The sequence below is a fragment of the Stenotrophomonas sp. 8(2023) genome, from assembly GCF_030345295.1.
Taxonomy (GTDB): domain Bacteria; phylum Pseudomonadota; class Gammaproteobacteria; order Xanthomonadales; family Xanthomonadaceae; genus Stenotrophomonas; species Stenotrophomonas muris.
The window spans coordinates 3,721,373-3,745,131 of sequence record NZ_CP128404.1 but is presented as its reverse complement, the minus strand read 5'-3'; the positions used below and the strand labels follow the sequence as shown (position 1 = coordinate 3,745,131).

Below are 23,759 nucleotides of genomic sequence, written 5' to 3'. Positions count from 1 at the left end.
CCCAGTTGACCAGCCAGTCAGCGCCGCTTGCCGCGGCGTGCAGGGGCCGGCGGCGGTGCATCCGACCGCGGCTTGGCGTACTGGGCCCACAGTGCGGGCAGTGCCTTGCCGGTGTGCTTCTGCCACAGCGCCGGTGCATAGCGGCCATCGCGCAGGGCCGTGTCCAGTGCCAGCACCAGGCCCGGGTGTTCGGCGTCGGCCCATTTCAGGAACGCACCGGTGACCCGGTAGCCGCTGTCGAAGTTCTGACCCTTCTCGACCTTGCCCGGCAGCGACCAGCCCGCGGCGGCATTGTCCATGCCGTAGCGGTCGCGTGCGTAGTCGGCGATGCCCTCCACCAGCCAACCCGGCACCCGTGCGTCGCCATGGCCCGGATAGCCCTGCACGATGTGCATGGCCTCATGGGTGACCAGGTCGATGTCGTTGGGGTGCTGCGCCAGCCAACCCGGATTGATGGTGATCGTTGCCGCCTGGTCCTTGTCACCGACGAAGGCGATCCCGGTGTAGGCCGGATCGATCACGATGCGCACCATCGATGGCGCGGCCGGGTGGAAGTCCGCACGTTCGCGCAGGTAGGCGAAGTAGAACGTATCGATCACCCGCTTGCGCTGCGGCGCGGCCAGGGCGCCACGGGCGTCCTGGTAGTTCAGCGTCACGCCGTCGCGGGTCAGCTGCGCATCAAAGGCCTGGGTCTGGCCGAAGCTGGAGAAGGAAAGGGCAACAAGGGCCAGAGGCAACAGACGGTAGCGCATAGGGCTCATTGTACGGCGCTGGGCGCCAACAGTTCGATCTCCGCCAGCGGCAGCCGGCCCGGCGCGGCCAGGCGCAGCCGGTACTCGCTGTAACGACCGGGTCTGGCGATGCGGAACGGACGGGTCTGGCGGGCAGACTCGAAGGCTTCGCCGCTGCGCTGGTCGAGCACGGTCCAGTGGCCGTTGCCATTGCGCGCTTCCAGCGTCCATTCGCCGCCCTGGATGCGGCCGTCACCGCTGGTCAGCGTATACATCGTCGGCGTGCCATTGCTCAGGCCGGTCAGTGCGATGGTCGCGCCGCCACCCAGGCCGACGGTGGTGGCCGCATCGTCATCGACCAGCGCCGGCAGGGCGCGGCCATCGGCCAGTGTTGCCTTCGCGTCGCTGCCGAGCAGGTCGTGCAGAAGCTGCGGGCGCTGGCCACGGGCGGTCAGCGAGCGCGGCACGTCATCCACGCCGCTGCCCCAGCGCGACGGCTGCGGGCCCATCACGAAGTCCAGCGTCGCGCCCCTGGCGATCAGCTCGTGCGGCACCCAGGTCTTCGTCCAGGGCGTGCCGTTGATCTTCAGCGACTGCACGTAGACGTTCTCTCGCGAATTGTTGGCCGCGTTCACGGTCAGCACCGCGCCGCCCTGCAGTTCCACCCGCGCGTGGCGGAAGGCCGGCGAACCGATCACATACTCCGGGGCGCCCATGCGCAGCGGGTACAGGCCCAGCGAGGCCAGCACGTACCACGCCGAGGTCTCGCCATTGTCCTCGTCGCCCGGATAGCCCTGGCCGATCTCGCTGCCGACGTACAGCCGCGACAGGATCTCGCGCACGTGCTGCTGGGTCTTCCACGGCTGCCCGGCGTACAGGTACATCCACGGGATGTGGTGCGCCGGCTGGTTGCTGTGCGCGTACATGCCCATGCGCACGTCGCGCGCCTCGGTCATCTCGTGGATGGTGCCGCCGTAGGAACCGGCCAGTGCCGGGTCTGCGGTTTCCGGCGTGGCGAAGAAGGCATCCAGTTTCGCCGCCAGCTTGTCGCGGCCACCGTACAGCGCGGCCAGGCCTTCGCCATCGTGGGCAGCGGTGAAGGCGAAGGTCCAGCCATTGGACTCGGTGTAGTCGTGGCCCCACACGCGCGGGTCGTAGTCCTTCGCGTCCACGCGCCACTGGCCATCGGCAGTGCGGCCCTGGAAGAAGCCGGCGGCCGGATCGAACATCGTCGTGTAGCTGGCGGCGCGATAGCGGAAGTAGTCGGCCTCGGTGCTGTAGCGCTCGCGTGCGGCCGGCGTGGTCGCACGCCTGGCCAGCGCGTCGGCCATGTTGGCGATGCCGAAATCATTGAGTGCGCCTTCCATCGTCCACGACATGCCTTCATGCACGTCCGCGCTGGCGTAGCCACGGAAGGTCGAACGGTCCATGCCCTTGCGGCCGACATGGCGGTCGGGCGGGACCACGGTCGCGTTCTTCAGCGCGGCGGCGTAGGCCTCGGCCGGATCGAAACCGCCGATGCCCTTCAGCCACGCATCGGCGAAGGCCACGTCCGAGCTGGTACCGACCATCAGGTCCGCATAGCCAGGCGACGACCAGCGTGCGATCCAGCCGCCGGCGCGGTACTGCTCGATGAAGCCCTGCACTAGCTGGCCGGCATCGTCGGGCGTGAACAGTGCATAGGCCGGCCAGGTGGTGCGGAAGGTGTCCCAGAAGCCGTTGTTGACGAACACCTTGCCATCGCGTACGCCGGCGTAACTGCGGGTCGCGCTGCCTTCGGTGTTGTCATCGCTGGCGCTGGCCTGGTTGGCGTAGCGCCACTCCGGTGCGGCGGCGCTGCCCACGTTCTCGTGGCCGGAATTCGGGTACAGGTACAGCCGGTACAGGCTGGAGTACAGCGTGGTCTTCTGGTCGTCGCTGGCATCGCCGATGTCGAAGCGGGCCAGGCGCGCGTCCCACGCGTCCTGTGCGCGGCCGGCCACGCTCTCCAGCGTATCGGCGGCGGCGATTTCCAGTGCGAGGTTGTGCCGCGCCTGCTCCACCGAGATCAGCGAGGTGGCGATGCGCATCGTCACCCGCCGCTCGCTGCCGGCATCGAACTTGATGTAGCCGGTCGGGCGCCCGGTGTCGAGGCGGCCGCTGCTGCGCCAGGGCTTGTCGAAGCTGGCCACGACATACATGCGGCTGGCGCCGTTGGAGAGGCCGCTGCGCGTATCGGTGTAGCCGGACAGCGTCTGTGTGGCGGCATCCAGAGTCAGGCCACCACGTGCATCGACGTTGTCGAACAGCAGGTTGGCGTCACCGCCTTCGGGGAAGTCGAAGCGGAACAACGCGGCATGATCGGTCGGCGCGATGGCGGCAGCGATGCCGTTGTCGAAGCGCACGTCGTAGCGGTAGGGGCGCGCGCTTTCATGGCGGCGATCGAACGACAGCGCGCGCTTGCGGCGGTCGGCCTCCGGCACGCCACGGCTGGCCGAGGGCATCACCTGGAAGGTCTGGCGGTCACCCATCCACGGGCTGGGCTGGTGGCTCAGCGCAAGCGCCTGCAGCTGCGGGCGGTTCTGTGCGTCGTTCTGTTCGTTCCAGCGGTACAGCCAGTTCAGTGCGCCGGCATCGGTCACCGGGGTCCAGAAGTTGAAGCCGTGCGGCACCGCCGTGGCCGGGAAATTGTTGCCGCGCGAGAAGGTGCCGTTGGCCTGGGTGCCGCGGGTGGTCAGCACCCAGTCGGAGACGCGCTGTGGCTGCTGCCGCGGCTGTGCGTCCAGGCGCACGTCATCAATCCAGCCAGAGACCGGCGCGCCCTCGGCACTGGCCACCTCCAGCTCGATCGCCACCACGCGGCGGCCCTTCAGCGTGGGTACGTCGCCCAGCCGCACTGCCTTGCGCGCCCACTGTTGCGGGTACAGCGTCTTCGATTCGCCCTGCGCGAGCGCGCCGATCGCCACCCCATGCTGGTCGCGCGCCGCACCGGCCGACACGCGGCTGCCATCGTCCAGCAGCAGGTCCAGCGAGACATAGGTCGAAGCGACGGTGTCCTTGCCGACGATCTCCGGCAGCACCAGCCACGACAGCGTGGTATCGGCCTCGATGGGCAGGTCGGCCTTGAACAGTTCGCGCCGCGCGCTGCCGCCTTCGCTGCTGTAGCGCAGTGCATGCAGGCCGCTGTAGCCGGCGTTGCGCTTGGCCGCGTAAGGCGCCGCAGGGCCGTTGCCGATCGTGACCTGAAGTGCACCCGCGGCCTGCGTCGGGGCAGGTTCGCCGGGCTCGAACGAGGTCTGCAGCCCCTGTGCCAGCACCGGCATCGCAGTGGTCGCACAGGCCAGGGCCAGGGCGAGTGGAAGCAGGGCGCGGCGCGGATCGGACAGGGTCATGCAAGGGTCTCCCGGAAGGGCTGGCGGCGGGCAGAACCCGCATCGGCGGACACCACGGACAGCATCGCTCCGCCCGCCAGGCTGGCAGTGGAAGAGGCGATGCCGGTCCGGTGGGGGCGGGCCATGCGATCGGGTTGGATTGGGTGGGTCGGGGTGCGACCTGGCCCGATCCTGCAACAGCCGTCGCGCGCTGGCAAGTGCCATTTAGTTCGATCCAAATGCGGGAAATATCGCTGGAGTCGATTCTGGCGAGCGAACCTGCCGGAACGACCGCGAAATCCCCGGCGCCGCCGCCGCCCGGCGTGCGGCGGGGAGATGCGAGGCATCGGCGGGAGCGCGCAAAGGCCCGTTGTGGCGCAATGTCGGTGCGGCCCAGATGCTAGAATCACAGGCCTCGCAACCCGTTCACCGACATCCGCCATGAGCCATACCGCCACCGCGCCCGCCAACGCCGAGAAGCGCTACACCGTGCACCGCAGCGATCTGCCGTTGAGCTGCCCGACCCCGGAAATGGCGCTGTGGAACTCGCATCCGCGCGTGTACCTGCCGATCGAAGACGAGCCCAACGGTGAAGCGCAGTGCCCGTACTGCGGTTCCGTGTTCGTGCTGGCCGACTAAACGGCGGCCCCTTCGATGCGCCGATTGACCGTGGTGCAGTTGCTGCCGGCGCTGCACTCCGGCGGTGTCGAGCGCTCGACCCTGGAAATCGCTGCTGCCCTGGTCGCGGCCGGCCATCGTGCACTGGTGGTGTCCGCCGGTGGCCGCCTGGTGCAGCCGCTGCTGGACAGCGGTGCCGAGCACCTCACCCTGGACATCGGCCGCAAGTCGCTGCTGACCCTGCGCCATCTGCCGACCCTGCGCCGCCTGTTTGCCGAGGTCGGTGCGGACATCGTGCACGCCCGTTCGCGGCTGCCGGCCTGGCTGGGCCTGTACGCGATCCGCGCCATGCCCGCCGCACAGCGCCCGCACTGGGTGACCACCGTGCACGGGTTGAATTCGCCCAGCCGCTACAGTGCGGTGATGACCAGTGGCGAACGCGTGATCTGCGTGTCCAATACCGTGCGCGCCTTCGTGCAACGCCACTACCCGACGGTGCCGGAAGAAAAACTGCAGGTCATTCCCCGCGGTGTCGATGTCGGCCAGTTCCCACGCGTAGCACGTGCCGACCGTCGCCCGCGGCTGGCCCTGGCCGCCGATTATCCCTGGCTGGCGCAGGTTGATGGCCCGCTGCTGCTGTTGCCCGGGCGCGGTACCCGGCTGAAGGGCCACGCCCACGCGCTGCAGCTGCTGGCCGACGTGCGTGCCGCCGGCGTGCCTGCGCAGCTGTGGATGCTGGGTACCGAGGAACCCGGGCGTGAGGCCTACGTGGCCGATCTGCGCCGCCAGGCTGCGGCACTGGGCGTGGCCGAGGCCGTACAGATCAGCACGCCTACCGCACGCATCGCCCTGGCCTACGCCGCCAGCGATCTGGTGCTGCAGCTGTCGGACAAGCCGGAAGCCTTTGGCCGCACCGTGGTCGAGGCGCTGTCGGTCGGCCGCCCGGTGCTGGGCTGGGACCACGGTGGCGTCGGCGAACTGCTGCAGCACCTGCAGCCCGGCGGCGCGGTGCCGCTCGGCGACGCGCGCGCGCTGGGTGAACGTGCGCTGGCCCTGCTGGCGCAGCCGCCATCCTTGCCGACCCGCATCCCGTTTACCCTGCAGGCCATGCAGCGCGATACCCTCCGCCTCTATGCCGATCTCGCCGGCTGACCCCGCTGCCATCGTGCGCGACGACCGCGCTGGGCGCTGGGCACCCTGGTGGGTGCTGGCGTACGTGGCGATGTGGCCGTTGCCAGGCATCGCCGAAACCGTGCTCGGCCTTGGCGCGCTCTATGCTGCCGTGCGCATGGTCATGCGCCGGCTGCAGCGCCGCCCGCACCTGTTGAGCACGGCGGCGTGGGCCCTGACCTCGATCCTGTTCCTCGGCTACTGGCTGCCACAGGCGTTCTCGGCCATCGATGCGATCGATCCGGCGGCCTCGTGGACCAAGGCTGCCGCCGGACTGCGCTACCTGCCCTTCATGTGGCTGGTGGCGATCGCGGTAGCCACGCCGGAACGGCGGCGGCTGACCTTCGGTGGCCTGGCGCTGATCACCGGCGCGTGGACGCTGGACGCGTTGGTACAGGCGCTGGCCGGCACCAGCCCATGGTTCTGGTCGCTGGAGCACCTGAAGCTGGCCGTAAGTGGCCACGCGCTGTGCCCGGCCGACGAAGCCGCACTGGCCGACCGCCTCAGTGGCGCGCTCGGGCCCTGCAACCTGAAATTCGGCCAGGTGCTGGCCAGCCTGTCACCCTTCCTGCTGCTGCCGATGGCGCGGCGTTTCGGCAGTGCGGGGTGGTTGCTGGCCGCCGCCGCACTGGGAGGCGTGCTGCTGCTGGCCGGTTCGCGCGCCTCGTGGATCACCTTTGTGCTGGTGCTGGCCTACAGCGGCCTGCGTCAGTTCGGCTGGAAGCGGCTGCTGCTGCTGGCCCTTGTGGCAGCGCTGGGTACGGCCGCACTGACAGCGGGCGTGCCGCAGCTGCGCGAGCGTGTTGCGCGCACGGCACAGGCATGGAACGAAGACGGGCAGGGCGTTGACGAGGCGCTTTCGGGGCGCGCGCGCATCTGGACGGCGGCGGTGTGCATGATCGAGGAACATCCGGTCAACGGTGTCGGTGCGCGCGGCTTCCGCGATGCGTATCCGGCCTGCGTGTCAGACGAGGGCCCCGCCGTGTGGGGCAATCAACCGGCATTGCACGCCCACCAGATCGTGCTGGAAATCCTGGCCGAGACCGGCGTGCTGGGCCTGCTGCTGTGGCTGGCGGCGGTGGCGCAGGCCTGGCGGGCCTGGCGCTATGCACCGCCGGCGGCGCGTGACCGCGCCCGCCCGGCGATGCTGGCGCTGGCGGTTACCGTGTTCCCGCTCAATACGCACCTGGCGTTCTATTCTGCGTTCTGGGGCGGCCTGACCGTGCTGCTGGCGGCCCTGTTCGCCGGCAGTCTGCTGGCCCGCGAATCGGACGAATCTCCGCCGATGCAGTAGTTGCCAACCTTGGTGGGCTCCCCGGGACCGGCCTCGGTTCATCCGGCGCCAACCAAGGTTGGCGCCACGAGGACGCCGGCCCTTCCACCGCATCCGGTTATTTGTAGAAATCACTCCGGCCGCCGGGCTGGCGCTTGAAGCGGCGGTGGATCCACAGGTACTGGTCGGGGGCTTCGCGCACCATCTCTTCGATGGCCTGGTTGACCCGCGTGGTATCGGCTTCCACGTCCTCGCTGGGGAAATTCTCCAGCGGTGCGCCGATCTTCAGCACGTACTTCCCGCCTTCGCGGCGGTGGAAGTACGGGATCACTGCACAACCGGTCATCCTTGCCAGCTGGTGGGTGGCGGTGATGGTCGAAGCGGTGTGGCCGAAGAACGGCACGAACACGGTGTCCTTGCCACGCATGTCCTGGTCCGGCGCGTACCAGAGGAAGCCGCCCTTCTTCAGGTGGCGCACGGTCGCGCGGATGTCCTCGTTGGCGAACATCGCCTTGGCATAGCGCAGGCGGCCGAACTTCACCGCCCACTCGTACACCGGGTTCTTGTGCTTGCGGTACATGCCGGACAGGTCGACGTAGTCGCACAGCAGGCGTCCGCACATTTCCAGGGTCATGAAGTGGCCGGAGACCAGCAGCACGCCGCGGCCTTCAGCCTCCATCTGCCGCAGGTGTTCCAGGCCTTCGATCCGTACCTGCGGGCGGATGCGGTCGATGCTGCCCCACCAGGCGCGGATGCACTCGAACACGCCCACGCCCAGCGCATCGAAACTGTCGCGCACCAGGCGCTGGCGCCAGGCTTCGTCCTTCTCGGGGAAGCACAGCTGCAGGTTGACTTCGGCGGCGCGGCGGCGGCTGCCGAGCAGGCGCCAGGTGATCCAGCCGACGCCCCGGCCCAGCGCGCGCTGCAGCATCCACGGCAGGCGAGCGATGGCGAAGGCGCCGAACATGGCGGCGAACATCGGCCAGTTGCGCGGATCGCGCAGCGATGGGCGGACGGCGGTGGAGGCATCTGACATGGGGCCATTCTACCAAGGCGGCCGCGTGTCTTTCCCCGGGGGCTCCCGTATCCTTGCCGCATGCGCAAAGACCCTGTCGAATGGATCCTGCGCGGCCTGTATTCGGTCGTGCTCTACATCCTGCTGCCGATCACCGTGTACCACCTGGTCTGGCGCGGTTTCCGGGTTCGTGAATACTTCCGGCGCTGGGATGAACGCTATGCCTCCTATCCGCAGCCGACCGGGCAGCCGCGGGTCTGGCTGCACGCGGTCTCGGTGGGCGAGGTCAATGCCGCCGCGCCGCTGGTCAATGCCCTGCGCCAGCAGCGCCCGGACATCCGCTGGGTGATCACCACCATCACCCCGACCGGCTCCGAGCGCGTACGCGCGCTGTGGGGCGACGCCCTGGACCATGTCTACCTGCCGTACGACGTGCCGGGCAGCGTCAACCGTTTCCTCGGCCATTTCCAGCCCAGCCTGGCGCTGATCCTGGAAACCGAGCTGTGGCCGAACATGCTGTTCGGCTGCCGTGACCGCGGCATTCCGGTGTACATCCTCAACGCCCGGTTGTCGGCGCGTTCGCTGCGCGGCTACCGGTTGCTGGCGGCACTGATCCGCCGCGCGCTGCGCACCGTCACCTGCGTGGCCGCGCAGTCGCAGGACGATGCCGAGCGCTTCGTGCAGCTGGGGGCGGATCCCGGCCAGGTGCAGGCGCTGGGCAACCTGAAATTCGACATCGCCACGCCGGATGTGCAGGGTTTCGTCGAACAGTTCCACGCGCGGGTACCGGCCGCTCGTCCGGTATGGATCGCCGCCAGTACGCATGATGGCGAGGAGCAGGCGGTGATCGACCTGCACCGGCGCCTGCGCCAGCGGCATCCGGAGCTGCTGCTGCTGTGGGCACCGCGACATCCCGAGCGTTTCCCGAAGGTGGAAGCGCTGGCGCGCGAACAGGGCTGGAGCGTGGCGACCCGCCGCGTGGACCAGTGGCCACACGCGGCCACCGACGTGTTCGTCATCGACACCCTTGGCGAGCTGATGCCGTTCTATGCCTGCGCCCAGGTCGCCTTCGTCGGCGGCAGCCTGCAGGCCATCGGTGGTCACAACCTGCTGGAGCCGGCCGCGATGGGAACGGCGGCGGTGACCGGCCCGCACCTGCACAACTTCGCGGAAATTTCCCGGCGCATGCGCGAGGCCGGGGCGCTGCTGATCGGCGAGGACGCGCAGGCGGTGGGCGATCTGCTGCAGCACCTGCTCGACGATGCCCAGGCCCGCGAAGACATGGCGCGGGCGGGATGCACGCTGGTCAGCAATGGCCGCGGCGCGCTGCAACGCACGCTTGCCCTGGTGGCGCCGCACCTGCCACCACCGCGCGAGTGATCGCGGCAGCGCGGAGTCAGCGGCGCTGACGAGCATTGTCGTGATCAACTTCATCAATTCTGCTTAGCGACGATTTTTCTGTCGTTGCTGGACCGACCCTGCCGCTGGCAGCGTGCCTGCCATCACATCGTTGCGCACATTCCACCGATTCTGATTCCGCAGGACGACGCAGGCTGCCAGCCTGCTGTCGACCGCGCTTGGGCGGATATCAAGGGAACTTGCGATGGACGGCGACAGGGGCGGGGACGGCACGGGTGGGGCCGGACTGGGGACGGACCATCTGGCGGTGGTGGCGTTGACACTGTTGGTGGGCGGCAGCGTGATCGCACTGGTGGGCCAGCACACGGCGGCACAGGCAGGCCCCGCCATCGTGCTCAGCCTGTTGCTGGCTGCACTGGGGGCCGGCCTGGTGCTGTGCTGCCTGCAGGATCTGGTGCTGCGGTTGCCGGCGGGCGAGGGCCTGCACGGGCTGCTGGCTGCCAGCTGGGGGCCGCGGGTGGCGGGCGTGTTGGGCATGGCCCTGCTGCTGGAGCTGGTGGCGACCACGGCGGGCGTGGCGCAGTCCATGGCCCTCCATCTGCACGCGGTGCTGGCCGCCGAAGGCCTCCAGCCCTGCGACTGGCTGCCGGAACAGGTCACGGCGGCGGTGGGCCTGCTGATGCTGGGCGCGCTGGCATTGCTGCCGCCACGGCGTGTGGTGCTGGTGGCCTGCGCCCTGTTGACGGTGAAGATCGGTGCGGGGGTGTTGCTGCTGGCGCTGGCGGCACGTCATGTGCATTACGCGCACTGGATCCCCTGGCTGCCACCGGCGACCGCGCCGTATCGCTTCGGGCTGGGCGGGGTGCTGGCGGCTGCGGTGCCGCTGCTGGGGGTATTTGCCAGCGTCGGCTTGGCACTGGGCTTTCCTGCGTTGCGCCGCCAGGGCGCGATGTGGCAACCGGCAGTGCTGGCGCTGGTCTCGTTGCTGGCGATGCTGCTGCTGATCGTGCTGGCAGCACTGCAGGCAGGGCTGGTCGAGTTTTCCGCGCTGGCCAGTCCCCGGCCACTGTCGGTGGCGCTGCAGATGCATCCGCAATTGGAGTGGATGCTGCCGTTGTTGCCGCTGGCGGGGGCTACGGGCCTGGCCGCCCTGCAGCTGGTGCTGCTGATGCTGGCCTTGCGGCTGGCAACATCGCTGTGGCCAGGGGCGGGTGATGCAGTGGGACGCTCCCGCGGTGTGATCGTGGCGGTGGTCGGACTGCCGGCGGTGATGCTGGTGCTGTGGCTGCCGTTGGGCACCCTGCCGGCGCTGCCGGGTCCGGCAACCCTGCTGGTGATGGCGGCGCTGTGCCTGGCGGTGCTGCGGCGGCGGAATGACATGAGGCAGGGCGCAACCGGTCGCGAACTGGTGCTGCCGATGCTGGCGCCCTTGGCGGCCGCGCTGTGCGTCCTTGCGGCGTTGGAACGCCTGCGGGCATGGCCGGGCTGAGGGTTCGCGGGGCCGCGCAACGGGCAGCTGCGGGCGGATGCACCGCCTGCAAAAAAGCCACCCTTGCGGGTGGCTTCTTTGTTGCCGGCAGGGCGACGGATCAGTGCGTGGTCGTTGCCGGATTGCCCGCGTCCTGGGTCAGCAGGCGGTTGACGTCCTGCAGCTCGGCCACGTCCAGCGCACCCAGCGACTGGCTCAGCAGCAGGCGGTTCTGCAGGAAGGTGTAGCGGGCCTGGGCGTAGTCCAGCTGCGCCGAGAACAGGATGCGCTGGTTCTGGATCACGTCCAGCACGGTACGGGTACCGACTTCCAGGCCGACCTGCGAGGCGTCGTACGCGCTCTGTGCCGAGACCACGGCCAGGCGACGGGCCTCCACTTCGCTGATGCCCTGTACCAGGGTCTGGTAGGCATTGCGGGTGTTGCGGTCCAGGGCGCGCTTCTGCTGCTCGTAGCCGTCCTGGGCGATGTCACGCTGGGCCAGCGCCTGGCGCACGCCGGACTGGGTGGCACCACCGGAGAAGATCGGCACGCTCAGGGTCAGGCCGATGCTGTTGGTGCGGGCGTCCGGCGACAGCGAACCGGAACCAGTGCTGTCACCCCAGGTCGCGCTCTTGCCCCAGCTGCCGCCCAGCGACAGGGTCGGGTAATGGCCGCCACGGGCGGCCTGCACGCCAGCCTCGGCGGCGCTGACCTTCAGTTCCTGCGCCTTCAGCGCCGGATTCTGGGTGGTGGCCTGCTGCACCAGCTCATCGATGTTGCCACGGTTGGCCGGCACTTCCGGGCGGAAGTCGGCCGGCAGCCCACGCAGGTTGGTCACCGGCTGGCCGGTCAGTTCGGTCAGGGCCTGGTAGTTATCGGCCAGGGTGTTCTGCGCAACGATGGTGTTGGCACGCGCCTGGTCGTACTGGGCGCGTGCTTCGTGCACGTCGGTGATCGGCGCCAGGCCCACTTCCAGGCGCTTGTCGGCGAAGTCGAACTGCTTCTTCGCGGCCGCTTCATTGGTCTGTGCGGCATTCAGCGATTCGATCGCCACCAGCACGTTGAAGTAGGCCGCCGAGGTGCGCACGATCAGGCTGTCGTTGGCCGAATCGAGGGTGAAGTCCGCCGCCTTGCTCAGCTCGCGCTGCGAACGCAGGTTGTTGATCTGGGTCCAGTTGAACAGCGTCTGGCTGCCGTCGATCGTGTAGGTGCGGCGCTTGTTGGTGAACGAGCCGGAGTTGGCGTCGGCGTTCGGCTCACTGCGCGTGCGGTTCAGCTGGGCCTGGCCGTTGATCTGCGGCAGCAGGGCGGCGCGCGCCTGCACGGCGCCTTCCTTGTCATACAGCCGGGTCGATTCGGCGGCGGACAGCTGCGGATCGCCATTGCGCGCCATTTCGTAGACCTGCAGCAGGTCGGCGGCATGGGCGGACAACGGCAGCAGGGCAGTGGCCAGCGCAACAGCGAGGGATCGGCGGATCATTGCGGCTTCCTTGGACTCAGAGGTGGAACTGGGGGGCCGGGGCGGCACCACGCAGGTAATCGATATCGGTCTCGAACAGGGACTCGCTGCTGCCGTCGGCCTTGACCAGCAGGGCCTCCATCGCCGGCGAGCGGCCGTGGATCACGAACAGGCGACCACCCGGACGCAGCCACGAGGCGAACTGTGACGGCACCACGTCGACCGCACCAGTGACACAGATCACGTCAAAGCGGCGTTCGGTCTGCCAGGACAGGGCGTCGGCCACTTCCACGCGGACGTTGGTGCCCAGGCCGGACGCGTCCAGGCGAGCGCGCGCGGCGGCGGCCAGCTCCGGGTCGATTTCCAGGCTCAGCACGTCGCGCGCCAGCGCGCCGATGCAGGCCGACAGGAAGCCGCTGCCGGTGCCGATTTCCAGCACTTCGTCACCCGGCTGCAGGTCCAGCGCCTGCAGGGTACGGCCCTCGATGACCGGCTTCATCATCTTCTGGCCATGGCCGATCGGCAGTTCGACATCGGCGTAGGCCAGTGCCCGGTGTGCATCGGCGACAAAAGCCTCGCGCGGCAGGCGGGCCAGGACGTCGAGCACCTTGATGTCCAGCACGTCCCAGGGACGGATCTGCTGTTCCACCATCAGTTCGCGGGCGTGGGCGTAATCAATCGTCATGAGGTTCAAATCCAGCGCAGTGGGCCGGCCATTTTACCGGTGCCGGAGGCCGGCGGCGCGCCCAGAGCATCAGCTGCCGGGTGGCCGGGGTCGCAGTGCCGGAAGTCATCGCGACCTCCGGTTCGTTCAGTTTTGGTTATTCAGACGTCCCGGCCCCTCGCGGCGCATAGGCGCGCAGGAAGAAGTCGATGCTGGCAGTCACGTGGGCAAGAGGGTCGCATTCCACCGGTGACAGTGGCATGCCGCACATCATATGCATGTGCACTTCGCCCTTGACCAGGGTCAGGAACTGCTCGCCAGCCAGCGAATAGTCGGTGATTTCCAGCTCGCCGCGCTCGGCGCGTGCCCGCAGGAAGTCAGCCAGGGCCTCGCAGGTACGTTCCGGTCCTGCCTTCCAGAACAGCTCGCGCAGGCGTTCGTCGGTCTCCGGCGCCATCATCATGCGCTGGATCGAGATCGCCGCATCGGACGTGATCAGTTCGAAGAAGGCCAGACCGATGCCGATCAGCTGGTCGCGCAGCGGGCCGTCCGCGTCGGCCACGAACAGGGCATCGGGCAGCATTTCAATGCACTTCGACTGCACGGCCTCGGAGAACAGGGTCTCCTTGTCGCCGAAGTGGCTGTACACAGTCAGTTTCGAGACGCCGGCCTGAGCGGCGATGGTGTCCATGCTCACGCCGGTATAGCCCTGTTCGATGAACAGTGTCTTGGCTGCTTCAAGGATCGCCGCGCGCTTGCCGAGGTCCTTGGGGCGCCCGGGTCCGGCGGCCTTGGCAGCGGGCTTGGCCGACGGCTTGCGGGAAGTGTGAGAACTCATCACGACAATACTAGACCAAGCGGTTCGATATTTATACTATACCGGCCGGTTTATTAAATTGGGCCGGCAGTCGCGGCTCCCCCCTTAGTTGCAACCCTGCGTTTTCAGGACGTTGACCGATGAAGATCGTGCGCTGGATGGGCGGTATGGTGTGGATGGCTGCGCTGGCAGCCTGTTCGGGACAGGAACGGGCGCCCCAGGCGGCCGTTCCGGTGCTGGTGGTTCACCCTGGCGAGCAGGCCGGGCAGGCGCCGGCGGCGTTCCCGGGCACGGTGCGTGCGCGGCAGGAAAGTCCACTGTCGTTCCGCGTTGGCGGCAACCTGGTCAAGCGCCACGTCGATGCCGGGCAACGGGTGAAGAAGGGCGACGTGCTGGCCGAGCTGGACGTGGCCGACTTCGCGCTGCAGGCCCGCGCCTCGCAGGCGCAGCTTGCTGCGGCCGAAGCCGATCTGGTGCGTGCCCGTGATGACCTCAAGCGCTACCAGGTGCTGGCCGACCAGCAGCTGGTCAGCCGCTCGCAGCTGGACCAGCAGTCCGCCGCCTTCAAGGCCGCGCAGGGCCAGGCCAACGCCGCCCGCGCCAACCTCGATGTGCTGCGCAACCAGGCCGACTACGCACAGCTGCGCGCGCCGTCCGATGGCGTGATCGCCAGCCGCGAGGCCGAAGCCGGGCAGGTGGTGTCGGCCGGCCAGACCATCTTCAACCTGGCCGCCGATGGCGGGCGCGAAGTGCTGATCGACCTGCCCGAGGCCACCATCCGCGACTATGCGGTGGGCCAGCCGGTCGAGGTGGAGCTGTGGAACCGTCCTGGCCAGCGCCTGCCAGGCACGATCCGCGAGATCGCCGCTGCCGCCGATCCACAGGCACGCACCTATGCAACCCGGGTCAGCCTGCCCGCCGATGCGCTGGCCGATGTCGAACTGGGCCAGAGCGCGCGCGTCTACAGCAGCGCCGGCCGCCACGGCACCCTGCAGCTGCCGCTCGGTGCGCTGCAGCGCGGTGCCAACGGTGCCGCCAGCGTGTGGGTGGTCGATCCGGCCAACAGCACGCTGAAGGCCGCGTCGGTCACCACCGGTGCCTATGGCAGCGAATCGGTACCGGTGCTGTCCGGCGTGAATGCGGGTGACTGGGTGGTCGCTGCCGGCGGACACCTGTTGCGTGCCGGCCAGCCGGTGATCGCCGTGGACCGCCAGAACCGCCCGGTGCTGAAGCCGGCCACGCCGGCCGCTGCCGCCAAGGCCAAGGAGTAAGCCGGTGCGCCGCTTCAATCTTTCCGAGTGGGCGTTGTCCAACCGCCCGCTGGTGCTGTTCGCGATGCTTGCCTTCGCGCTGATCGGCGCATGGTCGTACAAGCATCTGGGCCAGTCCGAGGATCCGCCATTCACCTTCAAGGCGATGGTGGTGCGCACGCTTTGGCCGGGCGCCACCGCCGAACAGGTCTCGCGGCAGGTGACCGAGCCGATCGAGAAGGCGCTGATGAACACCGGCGAGTACGAGTTCATCCGCTCCTATTCGCGCCCCGGCGAATCGCAGGTCATCTTCATGGCGCGCGACAGCCTGCGTTCCAGGCAGATCCCGGACCTGTGGTACCAGGTTCGCAAGCGCGTGGGCGACATCCGTGCGACGCTGCCGCGCGAGATTGTCGGCCCGTTCTTCAACGATGAGTTCGGCGACACCTACGGGAACATCTATGCGTTGACCGGCAAGGGCTTCGACTACGCGGTGATGCGCGACTACGCCGACCGCATCCAGCTGGAACTGCAGCGCGTACCCGATGTCGGCAAGATCGACCTGGTCGGCCTGCAGGACGAGAAGGTGTGGATCGAACTGTCCAACACCCGGCTGGCAACGCTGGGTGTGTCGATGCAGCAGGTGCAGCAGGCGCTGGCCGACCAGAATGCGATCACCGGCACCAGCTTCTTCGAGACCGCCACCGATCGCGTGCAGCTGCGCGTGACGGGCCAGTTCAACGACATCGACGCCATCCGCCAGTTCCCGATCCGTGCTGGCGACCGCACCGTGCACCTGGGCGACATCGCCGAGGTCAAGCGTGGCTTCGCCGATCCGGCGTCGCCGAAGATGCGCTTCATGGGCGAAGAGGCGATCGGCCTGGCGGTGGCGATGAAGGATGGCGGTGACATCCTCAAGCTGGGCGCCAACCTCGACGCCGAGTTCGAGCGGCTGCAGAAGACCCTGCCGGCTGGCATGCAGCTGCGCAAGGTGTCCGACCAGCCGCAGTCGGTGGAGGAGTCGGTTGGCGAGTTCGTGCAGGTGCTGACCGAAGCGGTGGTGATCGTGCTGCTGGTCAGTTTCTTCTCGCTGGGCCTGCGCACCGGCCTGGTGGTGGGCGTGACCATTCCGCTGGTGCTGGCGATGACCTTCTTCGTCATGCATTACTTCGACATCGGCCTGCACAAGATTTCGTTGGGCGCACTGGTGCTGGCGCTGGGTCTGCTGGTGGACGATGCGATCATCGCGGTGGAGATGATGGCCACCAAGATGGAGCAGGGCTTCGATCGCCTGCGCGCGGCCAGCTTCGCCTGGGAATCGACCGCGTTCCCGATGCTGACCGGCACATTGATCACGGCAGCCGGCTTCCTGCCGATCGCCACGGCGGCATCGAGCACCGGTGAATACACCCGTTCGCTGTTCCAGGTGGTGACCATCGCACTGGTGGTGTCATGGATCGCAGCGGTGCTGTTCATCCCGTACCTGGGCGACAAGATGCTGCCGGACCTGTTCAATCCGCAGCCGCCGAAGCCCGGCAGCCTGTCCGCGCGTTGGCTGGCCAAGCGCCAGCAGTGGGCCGACCGCTATCCGGCGCTGGCCAACCTGATCGCACCGCCGCAGCATGGGCACGACCACGATCCCTACCAGCGCCCGTTCTACCGCAGCTTCCGGCGCTTCCTCGACGCCTGCCTGCGCCGCCGCTGGTGGGTGATCGCCGCGACCGTTGCCCTGTTCGTGTTCTCACTGATGATGTTCCGCTTCGTGCCGCAGCAGTTCTTCCCGGACTCGACCCGGCCGGAACTGATGGTGGATATCGAGCTGGCCGAGGGGGCGTCGCTGCGCTCGACCCAGGCCCAGGCCGAGAAGCTGGAGAAGCTGCTGTCCAGCCGCGAGGGCATCGCCAACTATGTGTCCTATGTGGGTACCGGTTCGCCGCGCTTCTACCTGCCGCTGGACCAGCAGCTGCCGGCGACCAACTTCGCCCAGTTCGTGGTGCTGGCCAAGGACATCAAATCGCGCGAAAGCACCCGTGACTGGCTGCTGCACGAGGTGATTCCGAAGTTCCCGGACGTGCAGATGCGCGTGACCCGCCTGGAGAACGGCCCGCCGGTCGGTTATCCGGTGCAGATGCGCATCTCCGGCGAGCACATCGAGAAGGTGCAGGCGATCGCGCGCCAGGTCGTGGCCAAGGTGCGTGAGAACCCGCACGTGATGAACGTCAACCTGGACTGGAGCGAGCCGAGCAAGGTGGTGCGGCTGGTGATCGACCAGGAGCGTGCCCGCGCGCTGGGCGTGAGCAGCGCCCAGGTCAGCCAGTTCCTGGCCAGTTCGCTGGCCGGCCAGTCGGTGAGCGTGTATCGCGAAGGCAACCGCCAGATCGAGATGCTGCTGCGCGGGCCAGCCGATGAGCGCAACCAGCTGGAGCTGCTGTCCAGCCTGTCGATGCCGACCGCCAACGGCGGCAGCATCACGCTGTCGCAGGTGGCGACGATGGAGTACGGCTTCGAGGACGGCATCATCTGGCACCGCAACCGGTTGCCGACCGTGACCGTGCGCGCCGACATCAGCGATGGCATGCAGGCGCTGGACGTGGTGCACCAGATCGTGCCCACGCTGGATGGCATCCGTGCCGAGCTGCCCAGCGGCTACCTGCTGGAAACCGGCGGCACCGTGGAGGACTCGGCGCGCGGCCAGAACTCGATCAAGGCCGGCATGCCGCTGTTCCTGGTGGTGGTGGCGACGCTGCTTATGCTGCAGCTGCGCAGCTTCTCGCGTGCGGCGATGGTGCTGGTGACCGCGCCGCTGGGCATCATCGGTGCGACCCTGTTCCTGCTGCTGTTCCGTGCGCCGTTCGGCTTCGTCGCGCTGCTGGGCACGATCGCGCTGGCCGGCATGATCATGCGCAACTCGGTGATCCTGATCGACCAGATCCAGCAGGACATCGATGCCGGGCATGACCGCTGGCATTCGATCATCGATGCCACGGTGCGCCGCTTCCGCCCGATCGTGCTGACCGCGCTGGCGGCCGTGCTGGCGATGATTCCGCTGTCGCGCAGCGCGTTCTATGGCTCGATGGCGATCTCGATCATGGGTGGTCTGATCGTGGGTACGGTGCTGACGCTGGTGTTCCTGCCGGCGTTGTACGCGGCGTGGTTCCGGGTGAAGCCGGACGAATCCGGGGCGTAATGCCCCGGGTTCTGCGGCTGCACCCATCCACGCATGGCGTGGATGGATCTGCTCGCGGAATCTGCCTTCTGTAGAGCCGAGCCATGCTCGGCTGCTCTTCGCTCTTCGCTCTTCGCTCTTCGCTCTTCGCGCGATGATGGGATGAGTCGAGCATGGCTCGACTCTACAGAAGCACCCACGCATGACGTGCATCTACAGCAGCGGATCGTTGCCCTGGTAGGTGCCAACCTTGGTTGGCACTGCAGCATGCATCCACGCATGGCGTGGACTGATCTGCTCGCGGGATCTGCTTTCTGTAGAGCCGAGCCATGCTCGGCTGCTCTTCGCTCTTCGCTCTTCGCGCGATGATGGGATGAGTCGAGCATGGCTCGACTCTACAGAAGCACCCGCGCATGACGTGGATCTACTGCAGCTGCAGGCCGATCCGCAGCACTGGCAGCAGCCACTCGACGAACACCTGCACGCGCAGTGCACGGTGTTGCCGATGCGGTTGCAGCAGGGTCACCGGCAGCGGCTACGCCGCGTACTGCGGCATCACCTCCACCAATGCGCCTGACTGCAGCTCGGCCTGCACGTCGTAGCGCGGAATCTGCAACAGCCCCAATCCCGCCACGCAGCACGCGATCGAGGCCTCGGCGCTGTTCACGCGTACCCAGCCGGGCATCGGCAGCGTGCGCAGCTGGCCGCCATCCTGCCATTCCCACGGTTCCACCCGTGCCGTGGTCGGCGACGCATAGTTCACCGCGCGGTGCTGCGGCAGGTCGGCAGGATGCTGCGGAACACCGTGCTCGCGCAGGTAGGCCGGCGCGGCCACGTTGACGAAGTCGAGCTGGCCCAGTGAGCGCGCCACCAGGCTGGAATCGCCCAGCTGGCCGACCCGCAGCACGGCATCGCAGCCGTCTTCGATCAGGTTCACCGCGCGGTCGGTCATGCCCAGGTCCAGTTCCACCTGCGGGTAGCGCGCGAAGAAATCCGGCAACGCCGGGGCGATGATGCGACGGCCGATGCGGCTGGGTACGTCGATCTTCAGCAAACCGGCGGGTTGCGCGTCGTCCTGCCGGAACAGCGACTCGGCGTCTTCAACCTCCGCGATCAGGCGCAGGCAGCGGGCATGGAACACGTCGCCGTCATGGGTGGTGGATACCCGTCGGGTCGAGCGCTGCAGCAGGCGGGTGCCAAGCCGCTGTTCCAGCTCGGCAATCGCCGCCGAGACGGTCGAGCGGGGCAGGCCGAGCTGGTCGGCAGCACGGGTGAAGCTGGCGCACTCCACGACCCGGGTGAAGATGCGGAAGCGATCGATCCGGTCCATTGTTCGCTGGCTCTGGAAAGTTAAGTCAATGTGGCGGGCTTTATCCGCTTTTTCTGCACGATATCGTCGTCAGGGCAGGGTTGCCACCCCGGGCAGCCCCCTCCTGAGACCGAAGCCATGACCGACCATTCCCTCAAGGGCAAGACTGTGCTGATTGCCGGTGGTGCCAAGAACCTGGGCGGCCTGATCGCCCGCGACTTCGCCCGCCAGGGTGCCAGCGCCGTCGTCATCCACTACAACAGTGCCGCCACCCAGGCCGATGCAGAAGCAACCGTTGCCGCCGTGCAGGCGGCCGGCAGCAGGGCGGTAGCCCTGCAGGGCGACCTGACGTCGGCGGCAGCGATGGAGCGCTTGTTCGCCGATGCTGTAGCCGCAGTCGGCCGTCCCGACATCGCCATCAATACGGTCGGCAAGGTGCTGAAGAAGCCGCTGCTGGAGATCAGCGAAGCGGAGTATGACGAGATGAGCGCGGTCAACGCCAAGGCCGCATTCTTCTTCCTCAAGGAGGCCGGCCGCCAGGTCAACGACGGCGGTCGCATCTGCACCCTGGTCACCTCACTGCTGGGTGCGTTCACGCCGTTCTATTCCAGCTATGCCGGCACCAAGGCGCCGGTCGAGCATTTCACCCGCGCGGCGTCAAAGGAGTTCGGTGAGCGCGGCATCTCGGTGACTGCGATCGGGCCGGGCCCGATGGACACGCCGTTCTTCTACCCGGCCGAGAGTGCCGATGCACAGGCGTACCACAAGACCGCGGCCGCGCTCTCGGCGTTCACCCGTACCGGCCTGACCGACATCGCCGACATCGTGCCGTGGATCCGCTTCCTGGTCACCGATGGCTGGTGGATGACCGGGCAGACCATCCTGGTCAATGGTGGGTACACCACCAAATAATGCAGCCGCGCATGGCGTGGATCTGCTGCGCGACATTCGAACGATCCACGCATGGCGTGGATCTACAGTAGAGCCACCCCATGGGTGGCTGCGCACAATGACCAAAGGCAGAGGCGCCACGCATGGAGTGGCGCCATCGGATCAGTTGAGTTTGGCCAGCACCGCATCCGTGGCGGCGGCGGTACTCACGGCCTGGCCCTTGGCGGCCAGGTCGGCAGTGAACACCCCATCATCCAGCACCGCGTGCACCGCCGCTTCCACTGCTGCGGCTTCGTCTTCCAGCCCCAGCGAATGGCGCAGCAGCATCGCCGCGCTGAAGATCGTCGCGTAGGGATTGGCGATGCCCTTGCCGGCGATGTCCGGGGCCGAACCGTGGATCGGTTCGTAGATGCCGACCGCACCCGGTTCACCCAGCGAGGCCGAGGGCAGCAGGCCGAGTGAGCCGGCCAGCATCGAGGCTTCGTCGGTGAGGATGTCGCCGAACATGTTCTCGGTGACGATCACGTCGTACTCGCGCGGCTTGGCCAGCAGGTGCATGGCCATCGAATCGACCAGCTGGTGCTCCAGCGCCACCTCCGGGAACTCCTCGCGGCCGATGCGCGCGGCCACGTCGCGCCACAGGCGCGAGGTTTCCAACACGTTGGCCTTGTCCACCGAGGTGACCTTGCCACGCCGCTGCCGGGCCAGGCGGAAGGCACTGCGCAGCACGCGCTCGATCTCGGCCACGGTGTAGCGGCACAGGTCGCTGGCACTGTCGGCATCGCGGGTCTTGTCGCCGAAGTAGATGCCGCCGGTCAGTTCGCGCACCACCACGAAGTCCACACCCTGCAGCAGCTCGGCCTTGATCGGCGAGGCGTGCAGCGCGGCCTCATGGGTGCGCACCGGGCGCAGGTTGGCGTACAGGCCCAGCGCCTTGCGGATCGCCAGCAGGCCCTGTTCCGGACGCACCTTGGCGTTCGGGTCGGACCACTTCGGGCCACCGACTGCGCCCAGCAGCACCGCGCTGGCGGCCTGGCAGGCGGCCAGGGTCGACGCCGGCAGCGGTTCGCCGTGGCGGTCGATGGCGATGCCACCGATGTCGTGCTCGCTGAAGGTGAAGCTGTGGTTGAAGCGTTCGGCGACGGCCTTCAGGACGGCGACTGCCGCGGCGGCCACCTCCGGGCCGATGCCATCACCGGGCAGGACAACAATTTCAGCGTGCATGCTCACTCTCGTAACGTTCGATTTCAGGGACACGGCCCAACAGATACCCCAACTGGTCGACACCTTCCAGCAGGCAGGTCTGCGAGAAGCCGTCCAGCGGGAAGGAATAGACGCGGCCGTCCGGCGTGCGCAGTTCGCGCGCGGCCACGTCGATGGTCAGCTCATCATCCGGGCGCTGCATCAGCGCCTGCACGTCGGCCTCGTCCAGCACGATCGGCAGCAGGCCGTTCTTCAGCGAGTTGCCACGGAAGATGTCGGCGATCTCGCTGCTGACGATGGCGCGCAGGCCCAGGTCGGTCAGCGCCCACGGTGCATGTTCGCGCGACGAGCCGCAGCCGAAGTTGCGACCCGCCAGCAGGATGCTGCGGCCGGCGTTGTGCGGCTGGTTGAAGGCGAAGTCGGCCACCGGTGAACCGTCGGCCTGCCAGCGCCAGTCATTGAAGGCGTTGCGGCCCAGGCCGGCGCGTTCGGTGGTGGACAGGAACCGCGCCGGGATGATCTGGTCGGTGTCGATGTTGGTCTGGCGCAGCACCACGCTGGCCGAGGTCAAGGTGCGGAAACCGGCCATCACGCCACCTCCTGTGCGAACAGCTCGCGGGTGTCGGCGACATGCCCGTTCACCGCGGCCCACGCCGCGCTCATCGGTGAGGCCAGCAGGGTGCGCGAACCGGGACCCTGGCGGCCTTCGAAATTGCGGTTGCTGGTGCTCACGGCCAGCTGCCCGGGCGCGACCAGATCACCATTCATGGCGATGCACATCGAGCAGCCCGGCTCGCGCCATTCGGCACCGGCCGCGCGCACGATCTCATGGATGCCTTCGGCCTCGGCCTCTCGCTTGACGATCTCCGAGCCCGGCACCACCAGCATGCGCACCCGGTCGGCGACGCGACGACCGCGCAGCACCTGCGCCACCTCACGCATGTCACTCAGGCGGCCGTTGGTGCAGGAACCGACGAACACCACGTCCACCGGCGTTCCGGCCAGCGCCTTGCCGGCCTGGAAATGCATGTAGTCCAGGCCCTTCTGTGCGGCGGCATCGTTGGCGGCCGGAATCGGCGCATCCACCGCGATGGCGGTACCCGGGTGGGTGCCCCAGGTCAGGGTCGGGCGGATATCGGCGGCGTCGATGTGCACTTCGCTGTCGAAGCGCGCGCCGTCATCACTGCGCAGCTGCTGCCAGCGCGCCACCGCAGCCTCGAAATCGGCGCCCTTTGGGCCGCGCGGGGTGTTGGCGACGAAGTCGAAGGTGACCTGGTCCGGCGCCACCATACCGGCACGCGCACCCGCTTCGATCGACATGTTGCACAGGGTCATGCGCTGTTCCATGTCCATCGCTTCGATGGTGCTGCCGCGGAACTCGATCACGTGGCCGGTGCCGCCATTGACGCCGATCACGCCGATGATGTGCAGAACCACGTCCTTGGCGCCGACACCCGGCGCCAGCGGCCCATCGACGGTGATCGCCAGCGTCTTCGCCTTGCGCTGCAGCAGGCATTGCGTGGCCAGCACGTGGCCGACCTCGCTGGTGCCGATGCCGAACGCCAGCGAACCGAAGGCACCGTGGGTGGAGGTGTGGCTGTCGCCGCAGACGATGGTCATGCCCGGCTGGGTGAAGCCCTGCTCGGGCGCGATCACGTGGACGATGCCGCGGTTGTCCGAGGCCATGTCGAACAGCTCGATGCCGTGCTCGGCGCAGTTGCGCGCCAGCGTGGCGACCTGTGCCTCGGAGGCGGCGCTGGCATAGGGCAGCGTGCCGTCCGCGGCGGCCGGCAGGGTCGGCGTGGAGTGGTCCATCGTCGCCTTGGTGCGGTCCGGCCGGCGCGGCGACAAGCCGCGTTCGCGCAGTTCGGTGAAGGCCTGCGGCGAGGTCACCTCGTGGATCAGGTGCAGGTCGATGTACAGCACGGCGGGCGCGCTGTCGGATTCGGGAACCACCACGTGGGCGTCCCACAGTTTGTCGTACAGGGTGCGGGGTGCGGAAGTCATGCGTATGCC

At 68.1% G+C, this 23,759-nt stretch carries 17 protein-coding genes and 1 pseudogene; 8 read left to right on the top strand and 10 right to left on the bottom strand.

Annotated elements, in window-relative coordinates; all coding sequences use genetic code 11:
- Positions 1-17: 17 nt before the first annotated feature.
- Both QP609_RS17350 and QP609_RS17345 read right to left on the bottom strand, forming a co-directional pair.
- On the bottom strand, positions 18-761 hold the full coding sequence (locus tag QP609_RS17350; RefSeq protein WP_032959489.1) for a basic secretory protein-like protein: 744 nt from the start codon (positions 759-761) through the stop codon (positions 18-20).
- Positions 758-4,102, bottom strand: coding sequence for a GH92 family glycosyl hydrolase (locus tag QP609_RS17345; RefSeq protein ID WP_197621390.1), 3,345 nt, complete (start codon positions 4,100-4,102; stop codon positions 758-760). Before QP609_RS17345 ends, QP609_RS17350 begins: the two co-directional genes overlap by 4 nt.
- Positions 4,103-4,522: 420 nt before the next feature.
- On the opposite strand from QP609_RS17345, the gene QP609_RS17340 reads away from it, so the two are divergent.
- The 3 genes from QP609_RS17340 to QP609_RS17330 are packed head-to-tail and all read left to right on the top strand — an operon-like array spanning position 4,523 to position 7,163.
- Positions 4,523-4,720, top strand: coding sequence for a zinc-finger domain-containing protein (locus QP609_RS17340; protein WP_005410967.1), 198 nt, complete (start codon positions 4,523-4,525; stop codon positions 4,718-4,720).
- A 15-nt stretch (positions 4,721-4,735) separates the two neighbouring features.
- Positions 4,736-5,851, top strand: coding sequence for a glycosyltransferase (locus QP609_RS17335; RefSeq protein ID WP_197621389.1), 1,116 nt, complete (start codon positions 4,736-4,738; stop codon positions 5,849-5,851).
- Positions 5,832-7,163 (top strand): O-antigen ligase family protein, encoded by a 1,332-nt coding sequence (locus tag QP609_RS17330; protein WP_075077185.1) that lies wholly within the window; start codon positions 5,832-5,834, stop codon positions 7,161-7,163. The genes QP609_RS17335 and QP609_RS17330 overlap by 20 nt, the downstream gene beginning before the upstream one ends.
- A gap of 97 nt (positions 7,164-7,260) precedes the next feature.
- On the opposite strand, the gene QP609_RS17325 is transcribed toward QP609_RS17330, so the two are convergent.
- The gene (locus QP609_RS17325; protein ID WP_014648350.1) at positions 7,261-8,178 is read right to left on the bottom strand and encodes an LpxL/LpxP family Kdo(2)-lipid IV(A) lauroyl/palmitoleoyl acyltransferase; all 918 of its coding nucleotides are present in this window, start codon (positions 8,176-8,178) and stop codon (positions 7,261-7,263) included.
- A 60-nt stretch (positions 8,179-8,238) separates the two neighbouring features.
- On the opposite strand from QP609_RS17325, the gene waaA reads away from it, so the two are divergent.
- The gene (waaA, locus tag QP609_RS17320; RefSeq protein WP_014648349.1) at positions 8,239-9,537 is read left to right on the top strand and encodes a lipid IV(A) 3-deoxy-D-manno-octulosonic acid transferase; all 1,299 of its coding nucleotides are present in this window, start codon (positions 8,239-8,241) and stop codon (positions 9,535-9,537) included.
- A 223-nt stretch (positions 9,538-9,760) separates the two neighbouring features.
- Positions 9,761-11,005 (top strand): hypothetical protein, encoded by a 1,245-nt coding sequence (locus QP609_RS17315; RefSeq protein WP_041863798.1) that lies wholly within the window; start codon positions 9,761-9,763, stop codon positions 11,003-11,005.
- Between the two features lie 100 nt (positions 11,006-11,105).
- Here the strand turns inward: QP609_RS17315 and QP609_RS17310 are convergent, their stop codons facing one another.
- The 3 genes from QP609_RS17310 to QP609_RS17300 form a co-directional block, all read right to left on the bottom strand.
- Positions 11,106-12,464, bottom strand: coding sequence for a TolC family outer membrane protein (locus tag QP609_RS17310; protein WP_014648347.1), 1,359 nt, complete (start codon positions 12,462-12,464; stop codon positions 11,106-11,108).
- A gap of 16 nt (positions 12,465-12,480) precedes the next feature.
- Entirely contained in the window at positions 12,481-13,128 is a 648-nt protein-coding gene (locus tag QP609_RS17305; protein ID WP_014648346.1) for a protein-L-isoaspartate O-methyltransferase, read from the bottom strand.
- Positions 13,129-13,264: 136 nt separating this feature from the next.
- Complete coding sequence (locus tag QP609_RS17300) at positions 13,265-13,945, bottom strand: TetR/AcrR family transcriptional regulator (protein WP_111206945.1); 681 nt, start codon at positions 13,943-13,945, stop codon at positions 13,265-13,267.
- 119 nt (positions 13,946-14,064) lie between these two features.
- On the opposite strand from QP609_RS17300, the gene QP609_RS17295 reads away from it, so the two are divergent.
- Entirely contained in the window at positions 14,065-15,195 is a 1,131-nt protein-coding gene (locus QP609_RS17295; protein WP_014648344.1) for an efflux RND transporter periplasmic adaptor subunit, read from the top strand.
- Positions 15,196-15,199: 4 nt separating this feature from the next.
- Entirely contained in the window at positions 15,200-18,361 is a 3,162-nt protein-coding gene (locus tag QP609_RS17290) for an efflux RND transporter permease subunit (protein WP_289213817.1), read from the top strand.
- A 403-nt stretch (positions 18,362-18,764) separates the two neighbouring features.
- On the opposite strand, the pseudogene QP609_RS17285 reads toward QP609_RS17290, so the two are convergent.
- Positions 18,765-19,670, bottom strand: a pseudogene (locus QP609_RS17285) (LysR family transcriptional regulator).
- Between the two features lie 117 nt (positions 19,671-19,787).
- Here QP609_RS17285 and QP609_RS17280 point away from each other — a divergent pair.
- Positions 19,788-20,561: an SDR family oxidoreductase gene (locus QP609_RS17280; RefSeq protein WP_046432430.1), complete on the top strand. Its 774-nt coding sequence runs from the start codon at positions 19,788-19,790 to the stop codon at positions 20,559-20,561.
- A gap of 141 nt (positions 20,562-20,702) precedes the next feature.
- Here QP609_RS17280 and leuB read toward each other — a convergent pair whose 3' ends face one another.
- From leuB to leuC, 3 genes are read right to left on the bottom strand one after another with little or no spacing between them, the layout of a single operon-like run.
- The gene (gene leuB / locus QP609_RS17275) at positions 20,703-21,764 is read right to left on the bottom strand and encodes a 3-isopropylmalate dehydrogenase (protein WP_053496221.1); all 1,062 of its coding nucleotides are present in this window, start codon (positions 21,762-21,764) and stop codon (positions 20,703-20,705) included.
- Positions 21,754-22,332: a 3-isopropylmalate dehydratase small subunit gene (leuD, locus tag QP609_RS17270; protein ID WP_005410953.1), complete on the bottom strand. Its 579-nt coding sequence runs from the start codon at positions 22,330-22,332 to the stop codon at positions 21,754-21,756. The genes leuB and leuD overlap by 11 nt, the downstream gene beginning before the upstream one ends.
- On the bottom strand, positions 22,332-23,750 hold the full coding sequence (gene leuC / locus QP609_RS17265; protein ID WP_032958185.1) for a 3-isopropylmalate dehydratase large subunit: 1,419 nt from the start codon (positions 23,748-23,750) through the stop codon (positions 22,332-22,334). Before leuC ends, leuD begins: the two co-directional genes overlap by 1 nt.
- Positions 23,751-23,759 lie beyond the last annotated feature (9 nt).

Excerpts from the sequence above, each read along its gene's own strand:
- QP609_RS17280 (WP_046432430.1), top strand. The coding sequence starts at position 19,788 with ATGACCGACCATTCCCTCAAGGGCAAGACTGTGCTGATTGCCGGTGGT.
- QP609_RS17340 (WP_005410967.1), top strand. The coding sequence starts at position 4,523 with ATGAGCCATACCGCCACCGCGCCCGCCAACGCCGAGAAGCGCTACACC.
- QP609_RS17300 (WP_111206945.1), bottom strand. The coding sequence starts at position 13,945 with ATGAGTTCTCACACTTCCCGCAAGCCGTCGGCCAAGCCCGCTGCCAAG.
- leuC (WP_032958185.1), bottom strand. The coding sequence starts at position 23,750 with ATGACTTCCGCACCCCGCACCCTGTACGACAAACTGTGGGACGCCCAC.
- QP609_RS17310 (WP_014648347.1), bottom strand. The coding sequence starts at position 12,464 with ATGATCCGCCGATCCCTCGCTGTTGCGCTGGCCACTGCCCTGCTGCCG.
- QP609_RS17330 (WP_075077185.1), top strand. The coding sequence starts at position 5,832 with ATGCCGATCTCGCCGGCTGACCCCGCTGCCATCGTGCGCGACGACCGC.
- waaA (WP_014648349.1), top strand. The coding sequence starts at position 8,239 with ATGCGCAAAGACCCTGTCGAATGGATCCTGCGCGGCCTGTATTCGGTC.
- QP609_RS17315 (WP_041863798.1), top strand. The coding sequence starts at position 9,761 with ATGGACGGCGACAGGGGCGGGGACGGCACGGGTGGGGCCGGACTGGGG.
- QP609_RS17295 (WP_014648344.1), top strand. The coding sequence starts at position 14,065 with ATGAAGATCGTGCGCTGGATGGGCGGTATGGTGTGGATGGCTGCGCTG.
- QP609_RS17345 (WP_197621390.1), bottom strand. The coding sequence starts at position 4,102 with ATGACCCTGTCCGATCCGCGCCGCGCCCTGCTTCCACTCGCCCTGGCC.
- leuD (WP_005410953.1), bottom strand. The coding sequence starts at position 22,332 with ATGGCCGGTTTCCGCACCTTGACCTCGGCCAGCGTGGTGCTGCGCCAG.
- QP609_RS17305 (WP_014648346.1), bottom strand. The coding sequence starts at position 13,128 with ATGACGATTGATTACGCCCACGCCCGCGAACTGATGGTGGAACAGCAG.
- leuB (WP_053496221.1), bottom strand. The coding sequence starts at position 21,764 with ATGCACGCTGAAATTGTTGTCCTGCCCGGTGATGGCATCGGCCCGGAG.
- QP609_RS17335 (WP_197621389.1), top strand. The coding sequence starts at position 4,736 with ATGCGCCGATTGACCGTGGTGCAGTTGCTGCCGGCGCTGCACTCCGGC.
- QP609_RS17325 (WP_014648350.1), bottom strand. The coding sequence starts at position 8,178 with ATGTCAGATGCCTCCACCGCCGTCCGCCCATCGCTGCGCGATCCGCGC.
- QP609_RS17350 (WP_032959489.1), bottom strand. The coding sequence starts at position 761 with ATGAGCCCTATGCGCTACCGTCTGTTGCCTCTGGCCCTTGTTGCCCTT.